Origin of the sequence: Pseudomonas sp. WSY_20 (assembly GCF_043104335.1) — a bacterium.
Taxonomy (GTDB): domain Bacteria; phylum Pseudomonadota; class Gammaproteobacteria; order Pseudomonadales; family Pseudomonadaceae; genus Aquipseudomonas; species Aquipseudomonas parafulva_B.
This window is the reverse complement of record NZ_JBICKP010000065.1, coordinates 51,717-73,900: the sequence shown is the minus strand read 5'-3', so window position 1 is coordinate 73,900 and position 22,184 is coordinate 51,717. Positions and strand designations below refer to the sequence as shown.

Here is a 22,184-nt window from a genome sequence, read left to right as displayed (position 1 = left end):
TCGTGCGCAAGTTGACCCAAATGGCCGTAGTGGCCGCGGCGCTGGTCGCCACCCCGGCTTTCGCCGAAATGAAGGTTGCCGTTCTGAACTATCAGATGGCCCTGCTCGAGTCCGATGCCGCCAAGAAGTACGCCGTGGATGCCGAAAAGAAGTTCGGCCCTCAGCTGACCAAGCTCAAGGGCCTGGAGAGCAGCGCCAAGGGCATCCAGGATCGCCTGATCAAAGGCGGCGACAAGATGCAGCAGCAGGAGCGTGAGCGCCTGGAGCTCGAGTTCAAGCAAAAGGCCCGCGACTTCCAGTTCCAGTCCAAGGAGCTGAACGAAGCCAAGGCCGTTGCCGACCGCGACATGCTCAAGCAGCTCAAGCCCAAGCTGGACGGCGCTGTCGAGGAAGTGATCAAGAAGGGCGGTTACGACCTGGTGCTCGAGCGCGGTGCGGTCATTGATGTCAAGCCTCAGTACGACATCACCCGCCAGGTTATCGAGCGTATGAACCAAGCCCGTTGATATGACCGTGACCATGACGCTTGGCCAACTGGCCGAGACCCTCGGGGCCACCCTCAAGGGTCCCGAGACGCTGCAGATCACAGGCCTTGCCACCTTGCAGGAGGCCGGGCCGGGTCAGTTGAGCTTTCTTGCCAACCCGCAGTACCGCAAGTACCTGGACCAGAGCCAGGCGGCTGCCGTGCTGCTCAAGGCGGCCGATGCCGAGGCGTTCGCCGGTCATGCCCTGATCGTTGCCGACCCCTACCTGGCGTATGCCCGCATTTCCCACCTGTTCGACCCCAAACCCAAGGCTGTGGCGGGGATTCACCCCAGCGCCGTGGTGGCCGGCGATGCCCAGGTGGATGCGACGGCCAGTGTCGGGCCTTTCGCGGTCGTTGAAAGCGGTGCGCGTATCGGCGCCCATGTCACCATCGGCGCCCATTGCTTCATCGGTGCCCGCTGCGTGATCGGCGAAGGGGGCTGGCTGGCGCCGCGGGTCACGCTGTATCACGATGTCACCATCGGCAAGCGAGTGGTTATCCAGTCCGGCGCAGTGATCGGTGGTGAAGGCTTTGGCTTTGCCAACGAAAAAGGCGTGTGGCGCAAGATTGCCCAGATTGGCGGTGTGAGCATCGGTGACGATGTGGAGATCGGTGTGAACACGGCCGTGGACCGTGGCGCGCTGTCCGACACCTGTATCGCCGACGGCGTCAAGCTCGACAACCAGATCCAGATTGCCCACAACGTGCAGATCGGGGAGCATACGGCCATGGCTGCGTGCGTGGGCATCTCCGGCAGCACACGTATCGGCAAGCATTGCACCATCGCCGGTGGCGTAGGCATGGTCGGTCATATCGATGTTTGCGACAACGTTTTCGTGTCCGGGATGACCATGGTGACCCGCTCGATCACCGAGCCGGGTGGCTATTCTTCCGGTACTGCCATGCAGCCTCTGGCTGACTGGCGCAAGAGCGCCGCGCGCATCCGCCACCTGGACGACATGGCCAAGCGTCTCCAGCAGCTGGAAAAACGCGTCGATACCGTGACCTCAGGTGGGCAGCCGACATCAGAAGGCTGATACCATTTCCTGAGCAAGAGTGAACAGTCGCTAGCTGGCTCCTCTTTGGATTGCAAAAGGAGCGTGTGGTCAGCACCTGCGCTCCCTATTCTTATACAGGCTTCCCCCCCGAAATGATGGACATCAACGAGATTCGCGAATACCTGCCTCACCGTTACCCGTTCCTGCTGGTGGACCGCGTGACGGATCTGGATTACGAGGCCCAGAGCATTCGTGCCTACAAGAATGTCAGCATCAACGAGCCATTCTTCAACGGCCACTTCCCGGCGCACCCCATCATGCCCGGCGTCCTGATCATCGAAGCCATGGCCCAGGCGGCCGGCATTCTCGGTTTCAAGATGCTCGATGCCAAACCTGCCGACGGCACCTTGTACTACTTCGTCGGCTCCGACAAGCTGCGTTTCCGTCAGCCGGTGCTGCCGGGTGACCAGCTGGTGCTGGAAGCGAAGTTCCTGAGCCGCAAGAGCATGATCTGGAAGTTCGAATGCCGTGCCCTGGTCGACGGCAAGGCAGTATGCTCGGCCGAAATCACCTGTGCGGAACGCTCCCTATGAATTCGATTGATCCTCGGGCCATCATCGACCCTTCGGCCAAGCTGGCCGAAGGCGTCGAGGTGGGCCCTTGGTCGATCGTTGGCCCCGATGTCGAAATCGGGGAGGGCACCGTCATCGGCCCACACGTTGTGCTCAAGGGGCCGACCCGGATCGGCAAGCACAACCGTATCTTCCAGTTTTCCTCGATTGGCGAAGACACCCCGGACCTCAAGTACAAGGGTGAGCCGACTCGCCTTGTGATCGGCGATCACAACGTCATCCGTGAAGGCGTCACGATCCATCGTGGTACCGTGCAGGATCGCGCCGAAACCACCGTTGGCGACCATAACCTGATCATGGCCTATGCCCACATTGGCCATGACAGTGTGATCGGCAGCCACTGCATCCTGGTCAACAACACCGCGCTGGCGGGCCATGTGCATGTGGGCGACTGGGCGATCCTATCCGGGTTCACCCTGGTTCACCAGTATTGCCACATCGGTGCCCATGCGTTTTCCGGCATGGGCACGGCCATCGGCAAGGACGTACCCGCGTTCGTCACCGTTTTCGGCAGCCCCGCCGAAGCGCGCAGCATGAACTTTGAAGGCATGCGCCGCCGTGGTTTCAGCGACGAAGTAATCCATGTGCTGCGTCGCTGCTACAAAATCGTCTACCGCCAGGGCCTGACGGTGGAGGATGCATTGCGCGAACTCGAAGCGCCGGCGGCGCAGCATCCGGAGGTCGAGCTGTTCCGCCAGTCGATCGTGAGTTCGGCCCGCGGCATCACTCGCTGACATGGTCCAGCTTTGCGTAGCCCTGGTCGCGGGTGAAGCCAGCGGCGACATTCTCGGTTCCGGCTTGATGCGCGCCTTGAGGGTGCGCCATCCCGATGTGCGCTTCATCGGGGTCGGTGGCCCGCTCATGGAAGCCGAAGGCCTGCAATCCTACTTCCCCATGGAGCGTTTGGCCGTCATGGGGCTGGTCGAGGTGCTTGGTCGCCTGCGTGAATTGCTCAAGCGTCGCAAGCTGCTGGTCCAGACCCTGATCGAGCAGAAGCCGGACGTGTTCATCGGTATCGATGCGCCCGACTTTACCCTGGAGATCGAACTCAAGCTGCGCCAAGCGGGTATCAAGACCGTTCATTACGTCAGCCCATCAGTGTGGGCATGGCGGCAGAAGCGTGTGTTGAAAATCCGTCAGGGCTGTGACCTGATGCTGACACTGTTGCCGTTCGAGGCCCGCTTCTATGAAGAACAGGGCGTGCCGGTGCGATTCGTCGGCCACCCCCTGGCCGATACCATTGCCCTGCAGGCGGATCGACCCGCAGCGCGCGCCGCCCTGGGGCTGGGCGAGGGTCCGGTGGTCGCCCTGATGCCCGGCAGCCGCGGGGGTGAAGTCGGGCGCCTGGGTGCGTTGTTCCTGGATGCAGCGCAACGTTTGCAGCAGCGGGTGCCGGGGGTGCGCTTCGTGCTGCCCTGTGCCAACGCCGCCCGCCGCGCCCAACTGGAGCAGATGCTCGAGGGTCGCGACTTGCCGCTGGCCCTGCTCGATGGCCGTTCGCACGAGGCGCTGGCCGCCTGTGACGCCGTCCTGATTGCATCGGGTACAGCCACCCTGGAAGCGCTGCTGTTCAAGCGGCCCATGGTGGTTGCCTACCGCCTGGCGCCGCTGACCTACTGGATACTCAAGCGGCTGGTCAAAAGCCCCTACGTGTCCTTGCCCAACCTGCTGGCGCGCCGTGCGCTGGTGCCTGAGTTGCTGCAAGACGCCGCGACTAGCGAAGCGCTGGTCGATGCGCTGCTGCCTTTGCTGCGCGACGGCACCGGACAAACCGACTCGTTCGACGAGATTCACCGCACCTTGCGCCGGGATGCCTCCAACCAAGCCGCCGACGCTGTGCTGGCCCTGCTGGAGAAACGCTGACATGCAGTTCGGTCTGGATTTCAATCTGGTCGAAGACCTGGTCGCCGGCGTCGACGAAGTGGGCCGCGGCCCCCTGTGTGGTGACGTGGTGACGGCTGCCGTGATCCTCGACCCGGCACGCCCAATCCTTGGGCTCAACGACTCGAAGAAGCTAACCCAGGCGCGCCGCGAAGCCTTGTTCGACGAAATTTGCGACAAGGCCCTGAGCTTTTTCATTGCCCGCGCCGCGGTCGAGGAAATCGATCGCCTCAACATTCTGCATGCCACCATGTTGGCCATGCAGCGCGCGGTGGAAGGTTTGCACATCACCCCGAACATGGCCTTGATCGACGGCAATCGCTGCCCGCAGCTGTCGGTGCCATCGGCGTCGGTGGTGCAGGGGGACGCCAAAGTGCCTGCGATCGCGGCGGCTTCGATCCTGGCCAAGGTGACGCGTGATCGCGAGATGGGCGCCTTCGAGCTGATCTACCCCGGCTACGGCATAGGTGCGCACAAAGGCTACCCGACGCCGGTGCACCTGGAGGCGCTGGCACGGCTCGGGCCCACACCCATTCATCGTCGATCGTTTGCGCCCGTGCGTGCCGCCTGGGGTGTGCGTGAGGCTGTGACCGCCTCGCTGATCTGATACCCGCCATTGCGCACCTAAGGGGCTTAGGCCCTGCGGGGCCGGGCTGGGCGGCTTACCCTGGCACGTGCTCAGGTAGCCCTACCGTCGCACGGCGGCAACCGACGCCCAAAACCCCTGCCCAATTGAGCTACAATCGCGCCCTTGTCGTTTAGCACTGCTACAGGATCATTCATGTCGGTTTCCTTCGTTCACCTGCGCGTCCACTCCGAATTCTCGCTGGTCGACGGTCTGGTCCGGATCAAACCGCTGGCCAAGGCGCTGGCCGGGATGAACATGCCTGCGGTGGCGATCACTGACCAGAGCAACATGTGCTCACTGGTCAAGTTCTACAAGGCGGCCATGGGGGCGGGCATCAAGCCGATCTGTGGTGCCGACCTGTGGCTGGCCGGCGAAGATGCACAGGCGCCGCTGTCGCGCATCTGCTTCCTGGCCATGAACCCCCAGGGCTATCGTAACCTGACCGAGCTGCTCTCCCGGGGCTGGACCGAGGGCCAGCGCAATGGCCTGGTCATCATCCAGCGCGACTGGATTGCAGCGGCCAGTGAAGGTCTGATCGCGCTGTCGGCGGGCAAGGAAGGCGACATCGGCATGGCGTTGCTGGGGGGGCGCAGCGAGGAGGCGCAAGCGCTGCTGGAGGACTGGATGACCATGTTCCCCGAGCGCTTTTATGTCGAAGTCCAGCGCACCAGTCGCCCCAGGGATGAAGAGTATGTGCATGCCGCCGTGGCCCTGGCCGATCGGCTGGGTGCGCCGCTGGTGGCCACCAACGATGTGCGTTTCATCAAGCAGACCGATTTCGACGCCCACGAGACCCGGGTGTGCATCGGTGAAGGCTGGACACTGGACGATCCGCGTCGCCCGCGCCTGTACAGCGACCAGCAATACCTGAAGTCGGCCGAAGAAATGGCCGAGCTGTTCAGCGACCTGCCGGACGCCCTGGCCAACACCGTCGAAATCGCCAAGCGCTGCAATATCCAGGTGCAACTGGGCAAGTACTTCCTGCCCGACTTCCCGACGCCCAATGGCATGGGGATCGATGATTACCTGCGGCACGTGTCCCACGAAGGGCTGGAAGAACGCCTGGCGGTGCTGTGGCCGAAAGAGACCACGCCCGACTACGAGCAAAAGCGCCAGGTGTACCTGGACCGCCTCAAGTTCGAGCTGGATATCATCATCCAGATGGGTTTCCCCGGCTACTTCCTGATCGTGATGGACTTCATCAAGTGGGCCAAGAACAATGGCGTACCGGTGGGGCCTGGCCGGGGGTCGGGTGCAGGTTCGCTGGTGGCCTATGTGCTCAAGATCACCGACCTCGACCCACTGGCCTACGACCTGCTGTTCGAGCGCTTCCTGAACCCTGAACGGGTGTCCATGCCCGACTTCGACGTCGACTTCTGCATGGACGGTCGGGACCGGGTGATCGACTACGTGGCAGAGGCCTATGGGCGTAATGCCGTGAGCCAGATCATCACCTTCGGCACCATGGCGGCCAAGGCCGTGGTGCGCGACGTGGCGCGCGTGCAAGGCAAGTCCTACGGCCTGGCCGATCGTCTGTCGAAGATGATTCCGTTCGAAGTGGGCATGACCCTGGAGAAGGCCTACGAGCAGGAAGAAGTTCTGCGCGATTTTCTCAAGGGTGACGAAGACGCTCGTGAAATCTGGGACATGGCCCTGAAGCTCGAAGGCGTCACGCGCGGTACCGGCAAACACGCCGGTGGCGTGGTCATCGCGCCGACCAAGCTCACCGATTTCTCGCCCATCGCCTGCGACGAAGAGGGCGGCGGCCTGATCACCCAGTTCGACAAGGACGACGTGGAGGCGGCGGGCCTTGTGAAGTTCGACTTCCTTGGCCTGCGCACCCTGACCATCATCAAGTGGGCGATGGAGATCATCAACCGTGAGCAGGCCAAGAAAGACCTGCCCGACCTGAACATCGACTTCATCCCGCTCGATGACCGCAAGACCTACGAACTGTTGCAGAAGGCCGAAACCACGGCGGTGTTCCAGCTCGAGTCGCGCGGCATGAAAGAGCTGATCAAGAAGCTCAAGCCCGACTGCCTCGAAGACCTCATCGCCTTGGTGGCATTGTTCCGTCCCGGCCCGCTGCAGTCGGGGATGGTGGACGACTTCATCAACCGTAAGCACGGCCGTGCCGAGCTGGCCTACCCGCATCCGGACTATCAGTACGAAGGCTTGCAGCCGGTGCTGGCGCCGACCTACGGCATCATCCTGTATCAGGAACAGGTGATGCAGATTGCCCAGGTCATGGCCGGTTACACCCTGGGCGGCGCCGACATGCTGCGCCGGGCGATGGGCAAGAAAAAGCCCGAGGAAATGGCCAAGCAGCGTGGCGGTTTCATCGAAGGCTGTGCCAACAATGGAATCGATGGGGATCTTGCAGGCAACATCTTCGACCTGGTAGAGAAGTTCGCAGGCTACGGCTTCAACAAATCTCACTCGGCGGCCTATGGCCTGGTGTCCTATCAGACGGCCTGGCTCAAGACCCACCACCCGGCACCGTTCATGGCGGCGGTGCTGTCGGCGGACATGCACAACACCGACAAGGTGGTGGTGCTGGTCGAGGAAGTGCGCACCATGAAGTTGCGTCTGGATGCGCCAGATGTGAACTTCTCGGACTTCAAGTTCACCGTCAACGACGATGGCCGCATCGTCTATGGCCTAGGCGCGATCAAGGGCGTGGGTGAGGGGCCTGTGGAGGCGATCGTCGAGGCCCGTGCCGAGGGCGGCCCGTTCAAGGACCTGTATGACTTCTGCGAGCGCATCGACCTCAAGCGCGTCAACAAGCGCACCCTCGATGCGCTGGTGCGCAGTGGCGCGCTGGACCGGCTCGGCCCGCACTTTCACGACGAGATCAAGGCCTACCACGCCCACATCGACATCAACCGGGCCATCCTGCTGGCCGCACTGGGCGATGCCATCAAGGCGGCCGAGCAGACGGCCCGCACGGCCGATAGCGGCCACATCGACCTGTTCGGGGGCATGTTCGACGAACCGGACGCCGACGTGTATGCCAGTTACCGCAAGGCGCGGCCACTGACACTCAAGGAGCGGCTCAAGGGCGAGAAGGACACGTTGGGCCTTTACCTCACCGGCCACCCGATCGATGAATACGAGGCTGAAATCCGCCGCTTCGCGCGCCAGCGCATCATCGACCTCAAGCCGTCGCGCGAAACCCAGACCATTGCCGGCATGATCATCGCCCTGCGGGTCATGAAGAACAAAAAGGGCGACAAGATGGGGTTCGTCACCCTGGACGACAGGTCTGGGCGTATCGAGGCCTCGCTGTTTGCCGATGCCTACATCACGGCCCAATCACTGTTGCAGAACGATGCGATGGTGGTGGTCGAAGGTGAGGTCAGCAACGACGATTTCTCGGGTGGCCTGCGGCTGCGGGTCAAGCAGGTGATGACCTTGGAGGATGCCCGCACAAAGCTGGCCGAGAGCCTGCGCCTGAAGGTCGCCCACGAGGCGCTCAAGGGCGATCGCCTCAAGTGGCTGGGTGAGCTGATCACCCGTCACCGCGGCGCCTGCCCGATCACGCTGGAATACACCGGCAGCGATGCCAAGGCCATGCTGCAATTTGGCGACCAGTGGGCCATCGATCCCGCAGACGGGCTGATTCAGACCCTGCGTGACCAGTTCGGACGTGAGAACGTCTTTTTGCAATACCGTTGAGCCGCTCAACATTTAATCTCGACCTGAAGGCGCCTGATCCCTTAAGGTATGGCGCCAAACGGATCAACCGGCCGGCCGCCTGGCCGTAGACCCAAGACGGATGACTATGAACCCGAACTTTCTCGACTTCGAACAGCCGATTGCCGACCTGCAAGCCAAGATCGAAGGCCTGCGCCTGGTAGGCAACGACAATTCGCTGAACATCAGCGATGAAATTGCCCGTCTGCAAGACAAGAGCAATACCCTGACCGAAAGCATTTTCGGCAACCTGACCAGCTGGCAGATCGCTCGCCTGGCACGTCACCCGCGTCGTCCCTACACCCTGGACTACCTGCAGCACATCTTCACCGAATTCGAAGAACTGCACGGCGACCGCCACTTCTCCGACGATGCCGCCATCGTTGGCGGTACCGCACGCCTGGACGGCAAGCCAGTCATGGTCATCGGGCACCAGAAGGGCCGCGAAGTGCGGGAAAAGGTTCGCCGCAACTTCGGCATGCCGCGCCCCGAGGGCTACCGCAAGGCGTGCCGCCTGATGGAAATGGCCGAGCGTTTCCGCATGCCGATCCTGACCTTCATCGACACGCCGGGTGCCTATCCAGGCATCGATGCCGAGGAACGTAACCAGAGCGAGGCCATCGCCTGGAACCTGCGCGTGATGGCGCGCCTGAAGACGCCCATCATCGCCACGGTGATCGGTGAAGGCGGGTCGGGCGGCGCACTGGCCATCGGCGTGTGCGACCAGCTGAACATGCTGCAGTACTCCACCTACTCGGTCATTTCGCCCGAAGGCTGCGCTTCGATCCTGTGGAAGACGGCCGACAAGGCTGCCGATGCCGCCGAGGCCATGGGCATCACGGCTGAGCGCCTCAAGAGCCTGGACATCGTTGACAAGGTCATCCCGGAGCCACTGGGTGGCGCTCACCGTGATCCTGCCGCCATGTCCGAAAGCATCCGCGCCGAGCTGGTGGAGCAGCTGGACATGCTCAGCGGCTTGGACCACGACGCACTGTTGGCTCGCCGTTACGATCGCCTGATGAGCTACGGCGTCTGATCGCCCTCGGGGCCGCCTGTCGGCCCCTCGGGTGAGCCTGTATCCCAGGCTCACCCACATTCGTCACCCAGGTTGATCGAGGCCTCGATGATTGATCTCGCCCCCTGGCTATGCGCCCGTACGTGGTACGTCGCCCTCTCAGGCGGCCTCGATTCCACCGTCCTGCTGCACTGGCTCGCCGCCTACGCCCGTAGCCATCCTGCACCGCCGCTGCGCGCGATTCACATCCATCATGGCCTGCAACCCGCCGCGCAGGCGTGGCCTGCCCATTGCCAGCGTGTGTGCGATGACCTGGGCGTCGAGCTGCAGGTCATCGAGGTCGACGTCGCCCCAGGCCCGAGCCTGGAGCAGGCTGCCCGTCAGGCCCGTTACGCTGCGTTCGAGCGGGTATTGGCGGCAGGTGACATGCTGTTCACCGGCCAGCACCGCGACGATCAGGCTGAAACGCTGCTGTTTCGCCTGCTGCGGGGCGCGGGGTTGCGTGGCCTGGCGGCGATGCCGAGGGAGCGGGCGCTAGGGCAGGGCAGGCTGGTCAGGCCGTTGCTTGGTTGTTCCCGGCAACAGTTGCAAGGCTATGCCCAGGCGCATGCGTTGGGCTGGGTCGAGGACCCTTCGAATGCCGATACACGGTTTGCCCGCAACTATCTGCGCAGGGAGGTCTTGCCATCCCTTGTGCAGCGCTGGCCGCAAGCCGGGCAGAACCTGGCCCGCGCCGCCGAACACCTGGGCGAAGCCCTGAGCCTGCTGGACGAGCTGGCCGAAAACGACCTGGCGCCCGTACGCCAGGGGGCTCCTGCTGCTTGGCCTGGACTCGATTCGCTGGATCTGGCCGGCCTGCTCGCGCTTTCACCTGCCCGCCAGCGCAATGCGTTGCAGTATTGGCTCAGCCACCGAACCCGGTTGCCCGACGCGCGCCACTGGGCCGGCTGGGCGGACCTGCGCAATGCCGCGGTCGATGCCTGCCCCGTGTGGCAACTGGCCGATGGCCAACTGGTCCGCAGCCAGGGGCGCATCTGGTGGCTGAGCGGCGACTGGTTGCAAACGCCCTGTAAGGCCATGGAGTGGGAAAACGCCGATCAGCCGTTGGCCTTACCTGGCAACGGCAGCGTGCGACTTGTTGGCGCAGGCGCGCTGACGGGCCTGCGTATCGGCTACCGTCACGGCGGGGAGTGGCTGGACATCCCAGGGCGCGGGCGACGTGATCTCAAGCGCTTGCTCAATGAACTGCACGTGCCGCATTTTCTGCGCCTGCGCCTGCCGCTGCTCTACCAAGGCGAGCGGCTGCTGGCGGTAGCCAACCTACCCAGTCTGGCCCAAGGCGATTACTGCCTGCACTGGCAGTTGCCGACCAGCGCGCAAGGTTTGAGCTAGTGGGTACATTCGGGTAGACTACCCTCCCTTCTTGATACAGCTTCTGTGGGTTCCGCGAAAACACAGGAGTTGCCGATTACCAAGCAGTTTTTTGCTGGGCTGATTCTTAGAAATGACGAGCGAGCGCCCTTCCAGGGTTACCCCTGGTCTGTACACACGCGGCAGTTTTTCGAGATGCACTGTGATTGACGCAGGTGATCGGGGGCGTTTGCCCTCCTTCGCTATCTCCGGCGGCGCTGGCCGCTTTAACGCAGACTTCTAGGGTTTTTCATGACGCGCTACATATTCGTCACGGGCGGTGTTGTTTCTTCATTGGGGAAAGGCATTGCCTCGGCTTCCCTGGCGGCCATCCTGGAGGCGCGGGGCCTGAAGGTCACCATGCTCAAGCTGGATCCGTACATCAACGTCGACCCAGGCACCATGAGCCCGTTCCAGCACGGTGAAGTATTCGTCACCCAGGACGGCGCCGAGACCGACCTGGACCTGGGTCACTATGAGCGGTTCATCCGCACCACCATGACCCAGAACAATAACTTCACCACCGGCCGCGTCTACGAGCACGTGCTGCGCAAGGAACGCCGTGGTGACTACCTGGGCGCGACCATCCAGGTCATCCCGCACATCACCGATGAAATCAAGCGCCGCATCATCAAGGGTGCTGGCGATGCCGACGTGGCCCTGGTCGAGATCGGCGGCACCGTGGGCGACATCGAGTCCCAGCCATTCCTCGAAGCCATTCGCCAGCTGCGCGTGGAAGTAGGCTCCAAGCGCGCGATGCTGATGCACCTGACGCTGGTGCCTTACATCGCCACCGCCGGTGAAACCAAGACCAAGCCGACCCAGCACTCGGTCAAGGAGCTGCGCTCCATCGGCCTGCAGCCTGACGTGCTGATCTGCCGCTCCGATCATCCTGTCGATGCATCCTCGCGCCGCAAGATCGCCTTGTTCACCAACGTTGAAGAGCGCGCGGTGATTTCGCTGGAAGACGTCGACACCATCTACAAGATTCCAGGTGTCTTGCATGCCCAGGGCCTGGACGACTTCGTCGTCGAGCGTTTCGGCCTGCAGTGCACGGGTGCCGACCTGTCCGAGTGGGACAAGGTGGTCGACGCCAAGCTCAACCCGGAGCATGAAGTCACCATCGCCATGGTCGGCAAGTACATGGAGCTGCTCGATGCGTACAAGTCGCTGATCGAAGCGATGAGCCACGCGGGCATCACCAACCGCACCAAGGTCAACCTGCGCTACATCGATTCCGAAGACATCGAGAACCAGGGCACCAGCCTGCTCGAAGGCGCCGATGCCATCCTGGTCCCCGGTGGTTTCGGTCTGCGCGGTGTCGAAGGCAAGATCACGGCGGTGCAATACGCCCGTGAGAACAAGGTGCCGTACCTGGGTATCTGCCTGGGCATGCAAGTGGCCGTTATCGAGTTCGCCCGTAACGTGATGGGCTGGAGCGACGCCAACTCTACCGAGTTCGATCGCGACAGCGGTCATCCGGTCGTCGGCCTGATCACCGAGTGGGCAGATGCCACCGGCGCAGTCGAAACCCGCAGCGAGGCGTCCGACCTGGGCGGCACCATGCGCCTGGGTGCTCAGGACTGCCAGCTGGCTGCAGGTTCCAACGTGCATGCGTGCTATGGCAAGGACATCATCACCGAGCGCCACCGTCACCGCTACGAAGTGAACAACAACCTGCTGCCGCAACTGGTGGACGCGGGCCTGGTGGTTTCCGGTCGTTCCGAAGACGGCGCCCTGGTCGAGGTGGTGGAGTCCAAGGACCACCCCTGGTTTGTCGCCTGCCAGTTCCACCCGGAGTTCACCTCCACCCCACGCGATGGCCACCCGCTGTTCAGTGGCTTCGTCAAGGCGGCGCTCGCCCAGAAGAACAAGGCCTGATCCATGCCCCAGAAGATCATCCGCGTCGGTCACATCGATATCGCCAACGACAAGCCATTCGTCCTGTTCGGTGGCATGAACGTTCTGGAGTCCCGCGACCTGGCCATGAAGGTGTGCGAAGAGTACGTGCGGGTTACCGAAAAGCTCGGTATCCCGTATGTGTTCAAGGCCAGCTTCGACAAGGCCAACCGGTCCTCGGTCACCTCCTACCGCGGCCCTGGTATGGAAGAAGGCCTGAAGATCTTCGAGGAGATCAAGCGTACCTTCAACGTGCCGGTGATCACCGATGTGCACGAGCCTTACCAGGCCGAGCCGGTAGCCAAGGTCTGCGACATCATCCAGTTGCCGGCTTTCCTGTCGCGCCAGACCGACCTGGTGGTGGCGATGGCCAGGACCGGTGCGGTGATCAATATCAAGAAGGCCCAGTTCCTCGCACCCCAGGAGATGAAACACATCCTGACCAAGTGCGAAGAAGCCGGTAATGACCAATTGATCCTGTGCGAGCGTGGTTCGAGCTTCGGTTACAACAACCTGGTCGTGGACATGCTCGGCTTCGGTGTCATGAAGCAGTTCGAATACCCGGTGTTCTTCGACGTGACCCATGCCCTGCAGATGCCGGGTGGACGTGCCGACTCCGCTGGCGGGCGCCGCGCTCAGGTGACCGACCTGGCCAAGGCTGGCATGAGCCAGGGGCTGGCAGGGCTGTTCCTCGAAGCTCACCCCGATCCGGACAACGCCAAGTGCGACGGCCCGTGTGCCCTGCGCCTGGACAAGCTGGAGCCATTCCTGGCTCAGCTCAAGCAACTGGATGACCTGGTGAAAAGTTTTCCGACGGTAGAAACCGCGTAAAGCACTTTTCTCGGGTAAAGTACCGTCCGATTCACCCCTGACCACTCGGTCAGGGGCTCCCTTCGCCGGGCCTGCCACAGCATCCTCGTCCGGTGAACGGCAAGAATTTTCTAAGCTGCGTTGTTTTCGTCAATTCTGGAGTGCTTACAACAATGGCAAAAATCGTCGACATCAAAGGTCGTGAAGTTCTCGATTCGCGTGGCAACCCCACCGTGGAAGCCGATGTACTGCTCGACAACGGCATCATCGGCAGCGCGTGCGCGCCGTCCGGTGCTTCCACCGGCTCGCGCGAAGCGCTGGAGCTGCGTGATGGCGACAAGAGCCGTTACCTGGGCAAGGGTGTGCTGAAGGCTGTCGCCAACATCAATGGCCCGATCCGCGACCTGCTGCTGGGCAAGGACCCTTCCGACCAGAAGGCCCTGGACCACGCCATGATCGAGCTGGACGGTACCGAGAACAAGGCCAAGCTGGGCGCCAACGCGATCCTGGCCGTGTCCCTGGCGGCTGCCAAAGCGGCTGCCCAGGATCAGGACCTGCCCCTGTACGCCCACATTGCCAACCTCAACGGCACTCCAGGCCAGTACTCGATGCCGGTACCGATGATGAATATCATCAACGGTGGCGAGCATGCCGACAACAACGTCGATATTCAGGAGTTCATGGTCCAGCCGGTGGGTGCCAAGACCTTCTCCGACGGCCTACGCATGGGGACCGAGATCTTCCATCACCTCAAGGCCGTGCTCAAGGCCCGTGGCCTGAACACTGCTGTCGGTGACGAAGGCGGCTTCGCCCCTAACCTGGCCTCCAACGAAGACGCTCTGGGCGCCATCGCCGAGGCCGTCGAGAAAGCCGGCTACAAACTGGGCACCGACGTGACCCTGGCCCTGGACTGCGCCGCCTCCGAGTTCTATGAAGACGGCAAGTACAACCTGTCCGGCGAAGGCAAATCGTTCGACGCCGAAGGCTTTGCCGACTACCTCAAGGGCCTGACCGAGCGCTTCCCGATCATTTCGATCGAAGATGGCCTGGACGAGTCCGACTGGGCTGGCTGGAAAATCCTCACCGACAAGATCGGCGAGAAGGTGCAACTGGTCGGTGACGACCTGTTCGTGACCAACACCAAGATCCTCAAGGAAGGCATCGAGAAGGGCATCGGTAACTCGATCCTGATCAAGTTCAATCAGATCGGCTCGCTGACCGAGACCCTGGAAGCCATCCAGATGGCCAAGGCCGCCGGTTACACGGCCGTGATCTCCCACCGCTCGGGTGAAACCGAAGATTCCACCATCGCCGACCTGGCCGTGGGTACTGCGGCCGGACAGATCAAGACGGGCTCGCTGTGCCGCTCCGACCGCGTGTCCAAGTACAACCAATTGCTGCGCATCGAAGAGCAACTGGGTGCCAAGGCGGTTTACCGTGGCCGTACCGAGTTTCGCGGCTAAGCAAGAGATGGTAAAAAGACAGCAGCCGGAGCTGTAGGAACGTTCGTACCGTAACTTCCTACGTTCCATCGGGTTTCTGTCTGAGAAGCCTGGCCTAGGCCAGGCTTCGTGCTATCTGAGACCCTGAACCAACAGGGTTTTTCAACCTGGATATCTTGATGCGCAGTCCTTATTGGTTGTTCCTGGTTCTGCTTCTGCTGCTGGGCGGCCTGCAATACCGTTTGTGGGTAGGCAATGGCAGCCTGGCGCAGGTGGCCGAGCTCAAGCAGCAGATTGACGAGCAGCATGCCGAGAACGAGCGGCTGCTGGAGCGTAACCGTGTGCTCGACGCCGAAGTGCTGGAGTTGAAAAAAGGCATGGAAACCGTCGAAGAGCGTGCCCGCCACGAGCTGGGCATGGTCAAGGAAGGCGAAACCCTCTTTCAGTTGCCCCAGAAATGAGTGAACGCTTGCCGGCCTTCTGGGCCGTGATTCCTGCAGCGGGTGTGGGCGCTCGCATGGCTGCCGATCGTCCCAAGCAATACCTGGAGCTGGCAGGGCAGACCATCATCGAGCACAGCCTGGCGTGTTTTCTCGACCACCCCTCCCTCAAGGGGGTCGTGGTCAGCATCGCTGAACACGACCCGTACTGGCCCGGCCTTCGGTGCGCCAGCGACCCGCGCATCCGCCGGGCTGCCGGAGGGCGCGAGCGTGCTGATTCGGTGCTCAATGCCTTGCTGCTGTTGCATGCCCAGGGCGCGGAAGATGATGACTGGGTGTTGGTGCACGACGCGGCGCGGCCCAACCTGGCACGCAGTGACTTGGACAAGCTGCTGGCTGAATTGGCAGATGATCCGGTGGGCGGCCTGTTGGCCGTACCTGCCCGTGACACGCTCAAAAGGGCCGACGGCCACGGGCGCGTCAGCGCCACGGTTGACCGCAGCACCATTTGGCAGGCCTATACACCGCAGATGTTCCGTTTGGGGGCGCTGCATCGGGCACTGGCCGAGTGCCTGGTGTCGGATGTGGTGGTGACCGATGAGGCTTCGGCCATGGAATGGTCCGGTCAATCGCCACGGCTGATCGAGGGCCGCAGTGACAACCTCAAGGTTACGCGCCCTGAAGACCTGGAGTGGCTGCGCCAGCGCTGGAGTGGGAGACGTTGACCTGGGCCATTCACCTCGCCCGTGATTGAATCAGGCTGCCAGCGCCCGCCATTGTGGCTGAGCGCCGGTCATGCCCGATATTCCGGCAGACCTGCCAGGCCCTCTTTCAGATAGTCCACCAGGCGCCGCACTTTGGGCGACAGGTGCCGCTGCTGCGGGTACAAGGCCCACACCGCCGTATTGGGAGGTTGGTGGGCTTGCAGCAGCGGGACCAAAGCACCGCTGTGCAGGTGTTCGAGCACGTAGTAATCCGGCAGTTGGCACAAGCCGATGCCTTGAAGCGCCGCGTCCAGCACCGCCTGGCCGCTGTTGCACCGCCAGTTGCCCTGAACGCGCTGGCTGATTTCACGCCCCTCCATTTGCAACGCCCACACATCCGAACTGCCTATCAGGCAGTTGTGCCTGGCCAGTTCCGACAGGCTGTGCGGCCTGCCGTAGCGCGCCAGGTAGCCTGGCGAGGCGCACACGTACATGCGCCGGGGTGCCAGGCGCGTCGCGATCAGGCGCGAGTCGGCCAGGCGACCGAGGCGGATGGCCAGGTCCATGCCTTCGTGCAGCAGGTCCAGGGTCTGGTTGCTCAGTTCGACGTCCACCCTCAACTGCGGGTACAACGCCATGAAACGGGTGACCAAGGGCACGATGAAGCGCTCGCCATAGGCCACGGCGCACGTCATGCGCAGCAGCCCCTTGGGCTCGCTGGCCAGATCGCCCATCGCCCGCAGCGCTTCCTCGCGCCCGTCCTGCAAGCGCTGGCAGTGCTGCAGAAACGTCTGGCCGGCCTCGCTGAGCGTGACTTTTCGTGTGCTGCGATACAGTAAGCGCGTCTGTACGCGTTCTTCCAAGCGCGCTATCTGCCGGCTTACATGGGAAGAGGACACGCCCAGCCGTTGCGCTGCCGCCGTGAACTGCCCCAATTCGGCCACGGCAACGAATTCATCGATGCCCTCCCAGCGGTTATTCATGATTATCCCTGCACGGCAATAATGTTTTGTCTTTCACCGGATTATTCAACAATTGCGGGTGAAATACACTGTCTGCCGATTTCATTCACGTATCTGGAGACCCTGCGATGATCAAATCCCGCGCTGCCGTAGCTTTCGAAGCCAAGAAACCCTTGGAAATTGTCGAAGTCGATGTGGCCATGCCCAAGGCGGGCGAGGTGTTGCTGCGCGTGGTCGCCAGCGGCGTGTGCCACACCGATGCCTATACCTTGTCCGGTGCTGACCCGGAAGGCATCTTCCCGTCGATCCTCGGCCACGAAGGCGGCGCCATCGTCGAAGCCGTGGGCGAGGGCGTGACCTCGGTGGCGGTGGGTGACCATGTGATTCCGCTGTATACCCCTGAGTGTGGCAAGTGCAAATTCTGCCTGTCCGGCAAGACCAACCTGTGCCAGGCCATCCGCGCCACCCAGGGCAAGGGCCTGATGCCCGACGGCACCACGCGTTTCTCCTACAAGGGTCAGCAGTTGTTCCACTACATGGGCACCTCGACCTTCTCCGAATACACCGTGTTGCCGGAAATTTCGGTGGCCAAGATCCAGAAAGAGGCGCCTTTGGAGAAGGTCTGCCTGCTGGGCTGCGGCGTGACCACGGGTATTGGCGCAGTGCTGAACACCGCCAAGGTACAACCGGGTGATACTGTCGCCGTCTTCGGGCTGGGCGGCATTGGCCTCTCGGCCATCATCGGTGCGGTCAAGGCCAAGGCCTCGCGCATCATCGCCATCGACATCAACCCGGCCAAGTTCGAAATCGCTCGCCAACTGGGCGCTACCGATTGCATCAACCCCAAGGAGTACGATCGCCCGATCCAGGAAGTGATCGTCGACCTGACCGACGGCGGCGTGGACTTCTCCTTCGAGTGCATCGGCAACGTGCAACTGATGCGTGCCGCCTTGGAGTGCTGCCACAAGGGCTGGGGCGAGTCGGTGATCATCGGTGTCGCCGGCGCCGGTCAGGAAATCGCCACCCGGCCGTTCCAATTGGTCACCGGGCGCGTCTGGCGCGGTTCGGCCTTCGGCGGCGTGCGTGGCCGCAGCGAATTGCCGAGCTACGTGGAAATGTCCGAGAAGGGCGAGATTCCGCTGGATACGTTCATCACCCACACCATGGGCCTGGAGGACATCAACAAGGCCTTCGACCTGATGCACGAAGGCAAGAGCATTCGCAGCGTCATCCACTTCTGAGGCTTGCCATGACCCTGGACAACATCTCCTGCCAGAAGAGCTTCGGCGGCTGGCACAAGCGTTACCGCCACACCTCCAAGGTGCTGGGTTGCGACATGGTCTTCGCCGTCTACCTGCCACCTCAGGCCGAGCAGGGCGAGAAGCTGCCGGTGCTGTACTGGCTTAGCGGCTTGACCTGCAACGACGAAAACTTCATGCAGAAGGCCGGCGCCCAGCGCCTGGCCGCCGAGCTGGGGCTGATCATCGTGGCGCCCGACACCAGCCCTCGCGGCGAGCAGGTACCCGGGGATCCTGACGGTGCCTGGGACTTTGGTCTGGGTGCTGGCTTCTACCTCAACGCCACGCAGCAACCCTGGGCCCAGCACTACCGTATGCATGATTATGTGGTGCAGGAACTGCCAGCCCTGATCGAGGCGCATTTCCCCGCCTCGGGCGAGCGCAGCATCAGTGGGCACTCCATGGGCGGGCACGGCGCCCTGGTCTGCGCATTGCGCAACCCCGGCCGCTATCGCTCGGTGTCGGCGTTTTCGCCGATCTGCAACCCGATGGATTGCCCTTGGGGCGAAAAAGCCTTCAGCCGCTACCTGGGTGAAGAGCGCGCCCGTTGGCGTGAGTGGGATGCCAGCGTGTTGCTGGCCGAAACCCCGTCGGGGCAGTGCCCCCCGTTGCTGGTGGACCAAGGCGATCGCGACGACTTCCTCGAAAAGCAGCTCAAGCCTGAGGCCCTGGAGCAAGCGGCGCGCAAAGGCGGTCATGAGCTGACCCTGCGCCTGCAGCCTGGCTACGATCACAGCTACTACTTCATCGCCAGCTTCATTGAGGAGCACCTGCGCCACCACGCGGTAGCCCTGGGACGGGTGTAGCCGTAGGGCAGCCAGCCGGCGACGTTCGCCGGCTCTGCACCTTGGCGTGGCAAATGCAGGTAGAATCACGCCCTGACTCATTCAGGGCGTTTTCTTATGCGTATTGGCCACGGCTACGATGTGCACCGGTTCTGCGACGGTGATTTCATTACCCTGGGCGGGGTGCGTATCCCCCACAAGTTCGGCCTGCTGGCCCATTCCGATGGTGACGTGCTGCTGCATGCCCTGAGCGATGCATTGCTCGGCGCCGCCGCACTCGGTGATATCGGCAAGCACTTCCCCGACACCGATCCGCAATTCAAGGGCGCCGACAGCCGCGTGCTGCTGCGTCATGTGCTGGATGTCGTTCGGGCCAAGGGCTGGCAAGTGGGCAACGTCGACGCCACCATCATTGCCCAGGCGCCGAAGATGGCACCCCACATCGAGGTCATGCGCCAGCGCATCGCCGACGACCTCGCGGTGGGCCTCGACCAAGTCAACGTCAAGGCCACGACGACCGAGAAGCTGGGCTTCGCCGGGCGTGAGGAGGGGATCGCCGTGCACGCGGTTGCCCTGTTGCTGCCGGCATGACCGAACTGGATCTGTTGGGCCCAAGGGCATCGGGGCAAGCCCTGGGCACGGCTGTGCTCAAGGCCGTTGCCGAAGATTTTCAGGTCGACGAAGTGCTTGATATCCCGCTGTCTGGCCAAGGCGAGCACCTGTGGCTATGGGTGGAAAAGCGTGAGCTCAATACCGAGGAAGCGGCCCGCCGCCTGGCCAGGGCCGCCGGCGTGCCTGCGCGCGCCATCAGCTACGCCGGGCTCAAGGACCGTCAGGCCTTGACCCGCCAGTGGTTCAGCCTGCATTTGCCGGGTAAGGCCGACCCAGACCTGTCGCGGGCCGAGGATGCCAATCTGCGCGTGCTCAAGCAGATGCGCCACCAGCGTAAATTGCAGCGCGGCGCGCATTCGTCCAACGGCTTCACGCTGCGCCTGACCCAACTGGCAGCCGATCATCAGGCTGTCGATGCGCGCCTGGCCCAGCTCAAGGCGAACGGTGTGCCCAATTACTTCGGTACCCAGCGCTTCGGGCATGCCGGCGGCAACGTGCATGACGCCCTGGGTTGGGCCGAGCGCCAGGCCTTGCCTGAGCAACGTAACGTTCGCTCGCGCCTGCTTTCAGCCGGTCGCAGCTACCTGTTCAACCAGGTGCTGGCCGCACGGGTAAACGATGGCAGCTGGACCCGTGCGCAAGTGGGCGATCTGCTGGCGTTCACCAACAGCCGCAGTTTTTTCCCTGCTGCTGAGGCCGAATGCGCCGATCCTCGCCTGGCTGTTCTCGACCTGCACCCTACAGGCCCTCTGTGGGGCGAGGGTGATTCGCCAGCCGGCGGTCGAACCGGGGCGTTGGAGAATTCGATCGGGGCCGCCCAGCCCGCGCTGTGCCAGTGGTTGGCAAAGGCGGGCATGGATCACGAACGGCGTATTCTGCGGCTCCCTATTACTGGCCTTACGTGGCATTATCCCGAGCCTGATATCCTGCAACTGGAATTCGTCCTTCCGGCCGGATGCTTCGCCACCGTCGTGGTGCGCGAGGTGGTGGATCTGGTGTCGGCAGGGCAGACGGACAGCCCATGCGTATTCTGATTTCGAACGACGACGGTGTGACCGCACCAGGCATCGCCGCGCTGCACGCTGCGCTTGCCGATTACGCGCAGTGCACGGTCATTGCACCTGACCAAGACAAGAGCGGCGCCGGCAGCTCACTGACGTTGGATCGGCCGCTGCACCCGCAGACGCTGGCCAACGGCTTCATAAGCCTCAATGGTACGCCGACCGACTGCGTGCACCTGGGGCTGAACGGTCTGTTGCCGTACACCCCGGACATGGTCGTGTCGGGCATCAACCTGGGGGCCAACCTGGGCGATGACGTGCTGTACTCGGGTACGGTGGCCGCAGCGCTGGAGGGGCGCTTCCTGGGCGGTACGTCGCTCGCGTTCTCGCTGCTTTCGCGCCAACCGGACAACCTGCCGGCCGCGGCTCATATCGCCCGTCGTCTGGTCGAGGCCCAGTCGCGCCTGGCGCTGCCGCCGCGTACCGTCCTCAATGTCAACATACCCAACCTGCCGCTCGAGCGCATTCGTGGCATCCAGCTGACGCGACTCGGTCATCGCGCGCGGGCTGCGGCACCCACCAAGGTGGTCAACCCGCGTGGCAAGGAAGGCTACTGGATCGCAGTTGCCGGTGATGCCGAGGACGGCGGGCCGGGTACTGACTTCCATGCGGTGATGCAAGGCTATGTTTCCATCACCCCGTTGCAGCTTGACCGAACCTTCAACGACGCCTTCGAGCAGCTCGATGGCTGGCTGGAGGGCTTGCTTTGATGCGTGAGGACGATATGTTGCGTCGGGGCATCGGCATGACGTCCCAACGTACCCGCGAGCGCCTGATCCAGCGGCTGTGCGAGGAGGGCGTGTCCAGCCCCCAGGTGCTCGATGTGATTCGCCGCACGCCACGCCACCTGTTCGTGGACGAGGCACTGGCCCATCGGGCCTATGAAGATACCGCGCTGCCCATCGGCCACAACCAGACCATTTCGCAACCATTCATGGTGGCGCACATGAGCGAATTGCTGCTGGAGGCGGGCCCGCTGGATAAGGTGCTGGAGATCGGCACGGGCTCGGGCTACCAGACCGCCGTGCTGGCGCAATTGGTCGAGCGGGTATTCTCGGTCGAGCGCATCAAGGTTCTGCAGGACCGGGCCAAGGAACGCCTGGTGGAGCTGAACCTGCGCAACGTGGTGTTTCGTTGGGGCGATGGTTGTGAAGGGTGGCCGGCACTGGCCCCCTACAATGGCATCATCGTCACCGCCGTTGCGCCGGAAGTGCCCCAGGCGCTGCTCGATCAACTGGCGCCGGGTGGGCGGATGGTGATTCCAGTAGGATCACCTGGTGAGGTGCAGCAGTTGATGCTCATCGTACGAGAAGAACACGGGTTCTCACGCCGCGTACTCGGAGCGGTACGCTTCGTGCCCCTGCTCAATGGGCCGGTGGCCTGAT

At 62.9% G+C, this 22,184-nt stretch carries 21 protein-coding genes; 20 read left to right on the top strand and 1 reads right to left on the bottom strand.

Annotated features, from left to right (window positions below; all coding sequences use genetic code 11):
- The first annotated feature begins 2 nt into the window (after positions 1-2).
- The 14 genes from ACF8E5_RS16220 to ispD all read left to right on the top strand — a co-directional run bounded on the left by ACF8E5_RS16220 (position 3) and on the right by ispD (position 16,102).
- Positions 3-506, top strand: a complete 504-nt coding sequence (locus tag ACF8E5_RS16220) for an OmpH family outer membrane protein (protein ID WP_023534153.1) — start codon at positions 3-5, stop codon at positions 504-506.
- Between the two features lies 1 nt (position 507).
- Entirely contained in the window at positions 508-1,563 is a 1,056-nt protein-coding gene (lpxD, locus tag ACF8E5_RS16215) for a UDP-3-O-(3-hydroxymyristoyl)glucosamine N-acyltransferase (protein ID WP_058639517.1), read from the top strand.
- A 113-nt stretch (positions 1,564-1,676) separates the two neighbouring features.
- On the top strand, positions 1,677-2,117 hold the full coding sequence (fabZ, locus tag ACF8E5_RS16210; RefSeq protein WP_023534097.1) for a 3-hydroxyacyl-ACP dehydratase FabZ: 441 nt from the start codon (positions 1,677-1,679) through the stop codon (positions 2,115-2,117).
- Positions 2,114-2,890: an acyl-ACP--UDP-N-acetylglucosamine O-acyltransferase gene (gene lpxA / locus ACF8E5_RS16205; protein WP_027913879.1), complete on the top strand. Its 777-nt coding sequence runs from the start codon at positions 2,114-2,116 to the stop codon at positions 2,888-2,890. Before fabZ ends, lpxA begins: the two co-directional genes overlap by 4 nt.
- Position 2,891: 1 nt before the next feature.
- Positions 2,892-4,019: a lipid-A-disaccharide synthase gene (gene lpxB / locus ACF8E5_RS16200; protein WP_392475533.1), complete on the top strand. Its 1,128-nt coding sequence runs from the start codon at positions 2,892-2,894 to the stop codon at positions 4,017-4,019.
- Between the two features lies 1 nt (position 4,020).
- The gene (rnhB, locus tag ACF8E5_RS16195; RefSeq protein ID WP_058639515.1) at positions 4,021-4,644 is read left to right on the top strand and encodes a ribonuclease HII; all 624 of its coding nucleotides are present in this window, start codon (positions 4,021-4,023) and stop codon (positions 4,642-4,644) included.
- Between the two features lie 174 nt (positions 4,645-4,818).
- Positions 4,819-8,343, top strand: coding sequence for a DNA polymerase III subunit alpha (gene dnaE, locus ACF8E5_RS16190; RefSeq protein WP_392475532.1), 3,525 nt, complete (start codon positions 4,819-4,821; stop codon positions 8,341-8,343).
- A gap of 106 nt (positions 8,344-8,449) precedes the next feature.
- On the top strand, positions 8,450-9,397 hold the full coding sequence (locus tag ACF8E5_RS16185; protein WP_058605311.1) for an acetyl-CoA carboxylase carboxyltransferase subunit alpha: 948 nt from the start codon (positions 8,450-8,452) through the stop codon (positions 9,395-9,397).
- Between the two features lie 87 nt (positions 9,398-9,484).
- Positions 9,485-10,768, top strand: coding sequence for a tRNA lysidine(34) synthetase TilS (gene tilS, locus ACF8E5_RS16180; RefSeq protein ID WP_197843882.1), 1,284 nt, complete (start codon positions 9,485-9,487; stop codon positions 10,766-10,768).
- 270 nt (positions 10,769-11,038) lie between these two features.
- On the top strand, positions 11,039-12,667 hold the full coding sequence (locus ACF8E5_RS16175) for a CTP synthase (RefSeq protein WP_058605313.1): 1,629 nt from the start codon (positions 11,039-11,041) through the stop codon (positions 12,665-12,667).
- A gap of 3 nt (positions 12,668-12,670) precedes the next feature.
- Positions 12,671-13,516: a 3-deoxy-8-phosphooctulonate synthase gene (kdsA, locus tag ACF8E5_RS16170; protein WP_058639512.1), complete on the top strand. Its 846-nt coding sequence runs from the start codon at positions 12,671-12,673 to the stop codon at positions 13,514-13,516.
- Positions 13,517-13,668: 152 nt separating this feature from the next.
- Positions 13,669-14,958 (top strand): phosphopyruvate hydratase, encoded by a 1,290-nt coding sequence (gene eno, locus ACF8E5_RS16165; RefSeq protein WP_058605315.1) that lies wholly within the window; start codon positions 13,669-13,671, stop codon positions 14,956-14,958.
- 158 nt (positions 14,959-15,116) lie between these two features.
- On the top strand, positions 15,117-15,398 hold the full coding sequence (ftsB, locus tag ACF8E5_RS16160; RefSeq protein ID WP_023534037.1) for a cell division protein FtsB: 282 nt from the start codon (positions 15,117-15,119) through the stop codon (positions 15,396-15,398).
- On the top strand, positions 15,395-16,102 hold the full coding sequence (gene ispD / locus ACF8E5_RS16155; RefSeq protein WP_196125257.1) for a 2-C-methyl-D-erythritol 4-phosphate cytidylyltransferase: 708 nt from the start codon (positions 15,395-15,397) through the stop codon (positions 16,100-16,102). The genes ftsB and ispD overlap by 4 nt, the downstream gene beginning before the upstream one ends.
- A 68-nt stretch (positions 16,103-16,170) precedes the next feature.
- On the opposite strand, the gene ACF8E5_RS16150 is transcribed toward ispD, so the two are convergent.
- On the bottom strand, positions 16,171-17,064 hold the full coding sequence (locus tag ACF8E5_RS16150) for a LysR substrate-binding domain-containing protein (protein ID WP_078478980.1): 894 nt from the start codon (positions 17,062-17,064) through the stop codon (positions 16,171-16,173).
- Positions 17,065-17,171: 107 nt separating this feature from the next.
- Here ACF8E5_RS16150 and ACF8E5_RS16145 point away from each other — a divergent pair, with 107 nt between their 5' ends.
- From ACF8E5_RS16145 to ACF8E5_RS16120, 6 genes are all read left to right on the top strand, one after another.
- On the top strand, positions 17,172-18,284 hold the full coding sequence (locus ACF8E5_RS16145) for an S-(hydroxymethyl)glutathione dehydrogenase/class III alcohol dehydrogenase (protein ID WP_023534027.1): 1,113 nt from the start codon (positions 17,172-17,174) through the stop codon (positions 18,282-18,284).
- A gap of 8 nt (positions 18,285-18,292) precedes the next feature.
- Positions 18,293-19,147, top strand: a complete 855-nt coding sequence (gene fghA, locus ACF8E5_RS16140; RefSeq protein WP_058639509.1) for an S-formylglutathione hydrolase — start codon at positions 18,293-18,295, stop codon at positions 19,145-19,147.
- A 96-nt stretch (positions 19,148-19,243) separates the two neighbouring features.
- On the top strand, positions 19,244-19,717 hold the full coding sequence (ispF, locus tag ACF8E5_RS16135) for a 2-C-methyl-D-erythritol 2,4-cyclodiphosphate synthase (RefSeq protein ID WP_058605320.1): 474 nt from the start codon (positions 19,244-19,246) through the stop codon (positions 19,715-19,717).
- Positions 19,714-20,772: a tRNA pseudouridine(13) synthase TruD gene (truD, locus tag ACF8E5_RS16130; RefSeq protein ID WP_058639508.1), complete on the top strand. Its 1,059-nt coding sequence runs from the start codon at positions 19,714-19,716 to the stop codon at positions 20,770-20,772. The genes ispF and truD overlap by 4 nt, the downstream gene beginning before the upstream one ends.
- A complete protein-coding gene (gene surE, locus ACF8E5_RS16125; RefSeq protein WP_058605322.1) occupies positions 20,760-21,509 on the top strand; it encodes a 5'/3'-nucleotidase SurE in 750 nt (249 codons plus the stop codon). Before truD ends, surE begins: the two co-directional genes overlap by 13 nt.
- Before the next feature lie 35 nt (positions 21,510-21,544).
- Positions 21,545-22,183, top strand: a complete 639-nt coding sequence (locus ACF8E5_RS16120) for a protein-L-isoaspartate(D-aspartate) O-methyltransferase (protein ID WP_167339267.1) — start codon at positions 21,545-21,547, stop codon at positions 22,181-22,183.
- The last annotated feature ends 1 nt before the right edge of the window (position 22,184 follow it).

What these genes read in the sequence shown, in the direction of transcription:
- kdsA (WP_058639512.1), top strand. Translation starts at nt 12,671, where the DNA reads ATGCCCCAGAAGATCATCCGCGTCGGTCACATCGATATCGCCAACGAC.
- ACF8E5_RS16145 (WP_023534027.1), top strand. Translation starts at nt 17,172, where the DNA reads ATGATCAAATCCCGCGCTGCCGTAGCTTTCGAAGCCAAGAAACCCTTG.
- fghA (WP_058639509.1), top strand. Translation starts at nt 18,293, where the DNA reads ATGACCCTGGACAACATCTCCTGCCAGAAGAGCTTCGGCGGCTGGCAC.
- lpxD (WP_058639517.1), top strand. Translation starts at nt 508, where the DNA reads ATGACCGTGACCATGACGCTTGGCCAACTGGCCGAGACCCTCGGGGCC.
- fabZ (WP_023534097.1), top strand. Translation starts at nt 1,677, where the DNA reads ATGATGGACATCAACGAGATTCGCGAATACCTGCCTCACCGTTACCCG.
- lpxB (WP_392475533.1), top strand. Translation starts at nt 2,892, where the DNA reads ATGGTCCAGCTTTGCGTAGCCCTGGTCGCGGGTGAAGCCAGCGGCGAC.
- tilS (WP_197843882.1), top strand. Translation starts at nt 9,485, where the DNA reads ATGATTGATCTCGCCCCCTGGCTATGCGCCCGTACGTGGTACGTCGCC.
- dnaE (WP_392475532.1), top strand. Translation starts at nt 4,819, where the DNA reads ATGTCGGTTTCCTTCGTTCACCTGCGCGTCCACTCCGAATTCTCGCTG.
- ACF8E5_RS16175 (WP_058605313.1), top strand. Translation starts at nt 11,039, where the DNA reads ATGACGCGCTACATATTCGTCACGGGCGGTGTTGTTTCTTCATTGGGG.
- ACF8E5_RS16185 (WP_058605311.1), top strand. Translation starts at nt 8,450, where the DNA reads ATGAACCCGAACTTTCTCGACTTCGAACAGCCGATTGCCGACCTGCAA.
- rnhB (WP_058639515.1), top strand. Translation starts at nt 4,021, where the DNA reads ATGCAGTTCGGTCTGGATTTCAATCTGGTCGAAGACCTGGTCGCCGGC.
- ispF (WP_058605320.1), top strand. Translation starts at nt 19,244, where the DNA reads ATGCGTATTGGCCACGGCTACGATGTGCACCGGTTCTGCGACGGTGAT.
- surE (WP_058605322.1), top strand. Translation starts at nt 20,760, where the DNA reads ATGCGTATTCTGATTTCGAACGACGACGGTGTGACCGCACCAGGCATC.
- truD (WP_058639508.1), top strand. Translation starts at nt 19,714, where the DNA reads ATGACCGAACTGGATCTGTTGGGCCCAAGGGCATCGGGGCAAGCCCTG.
- ispD (WP_196125257.1), top strand. Translation starts at nt 15,395, where the DNA reads ATGAGTGAACGCTTGCCGGCCTTCTGGGCCGTGATTCCTGCAGCGGGT.
- ACF8E5_RS16120 (WP_167339267.1), top strand. Translation starts at nt 21,545, where the DNA reads ATGACGTCCCAACGTACCCGCGAGCGCCTGATCCAGCGGCTGTGCGAG.
- ftsB (WP_023534037.1), top strand. Translation starts at nt 15,117, where the DNA reads ATGCGCAGTCCTTATTGGTTGTTCCTGGTTCTGCTTCTGCTGCTGGGC.
- ACF8E5_RS16150 (WP_078478980.1), bottom strand. Translation starts at nt 17,064, where the DNA reads ATGAATAACCGCTGGGAGGGCATCGATGAATTCGTTGCCGTGGCCGAA.
- lpxA (WP_027913879.1), top strand. Translation starts at nt 2,114, where the DNA reads ATGAATTCGATTGATCCTCGGGCCATCATCGACCCTTCGGCCAAGCTG.
- eno (WP_058605315.1), top strand. Translation starts at nt 13,669, where the DNA reads ATGGCAAAAATCGTCGACATCAAAGGTCGTGAAGTTCTCGATTCGCGT.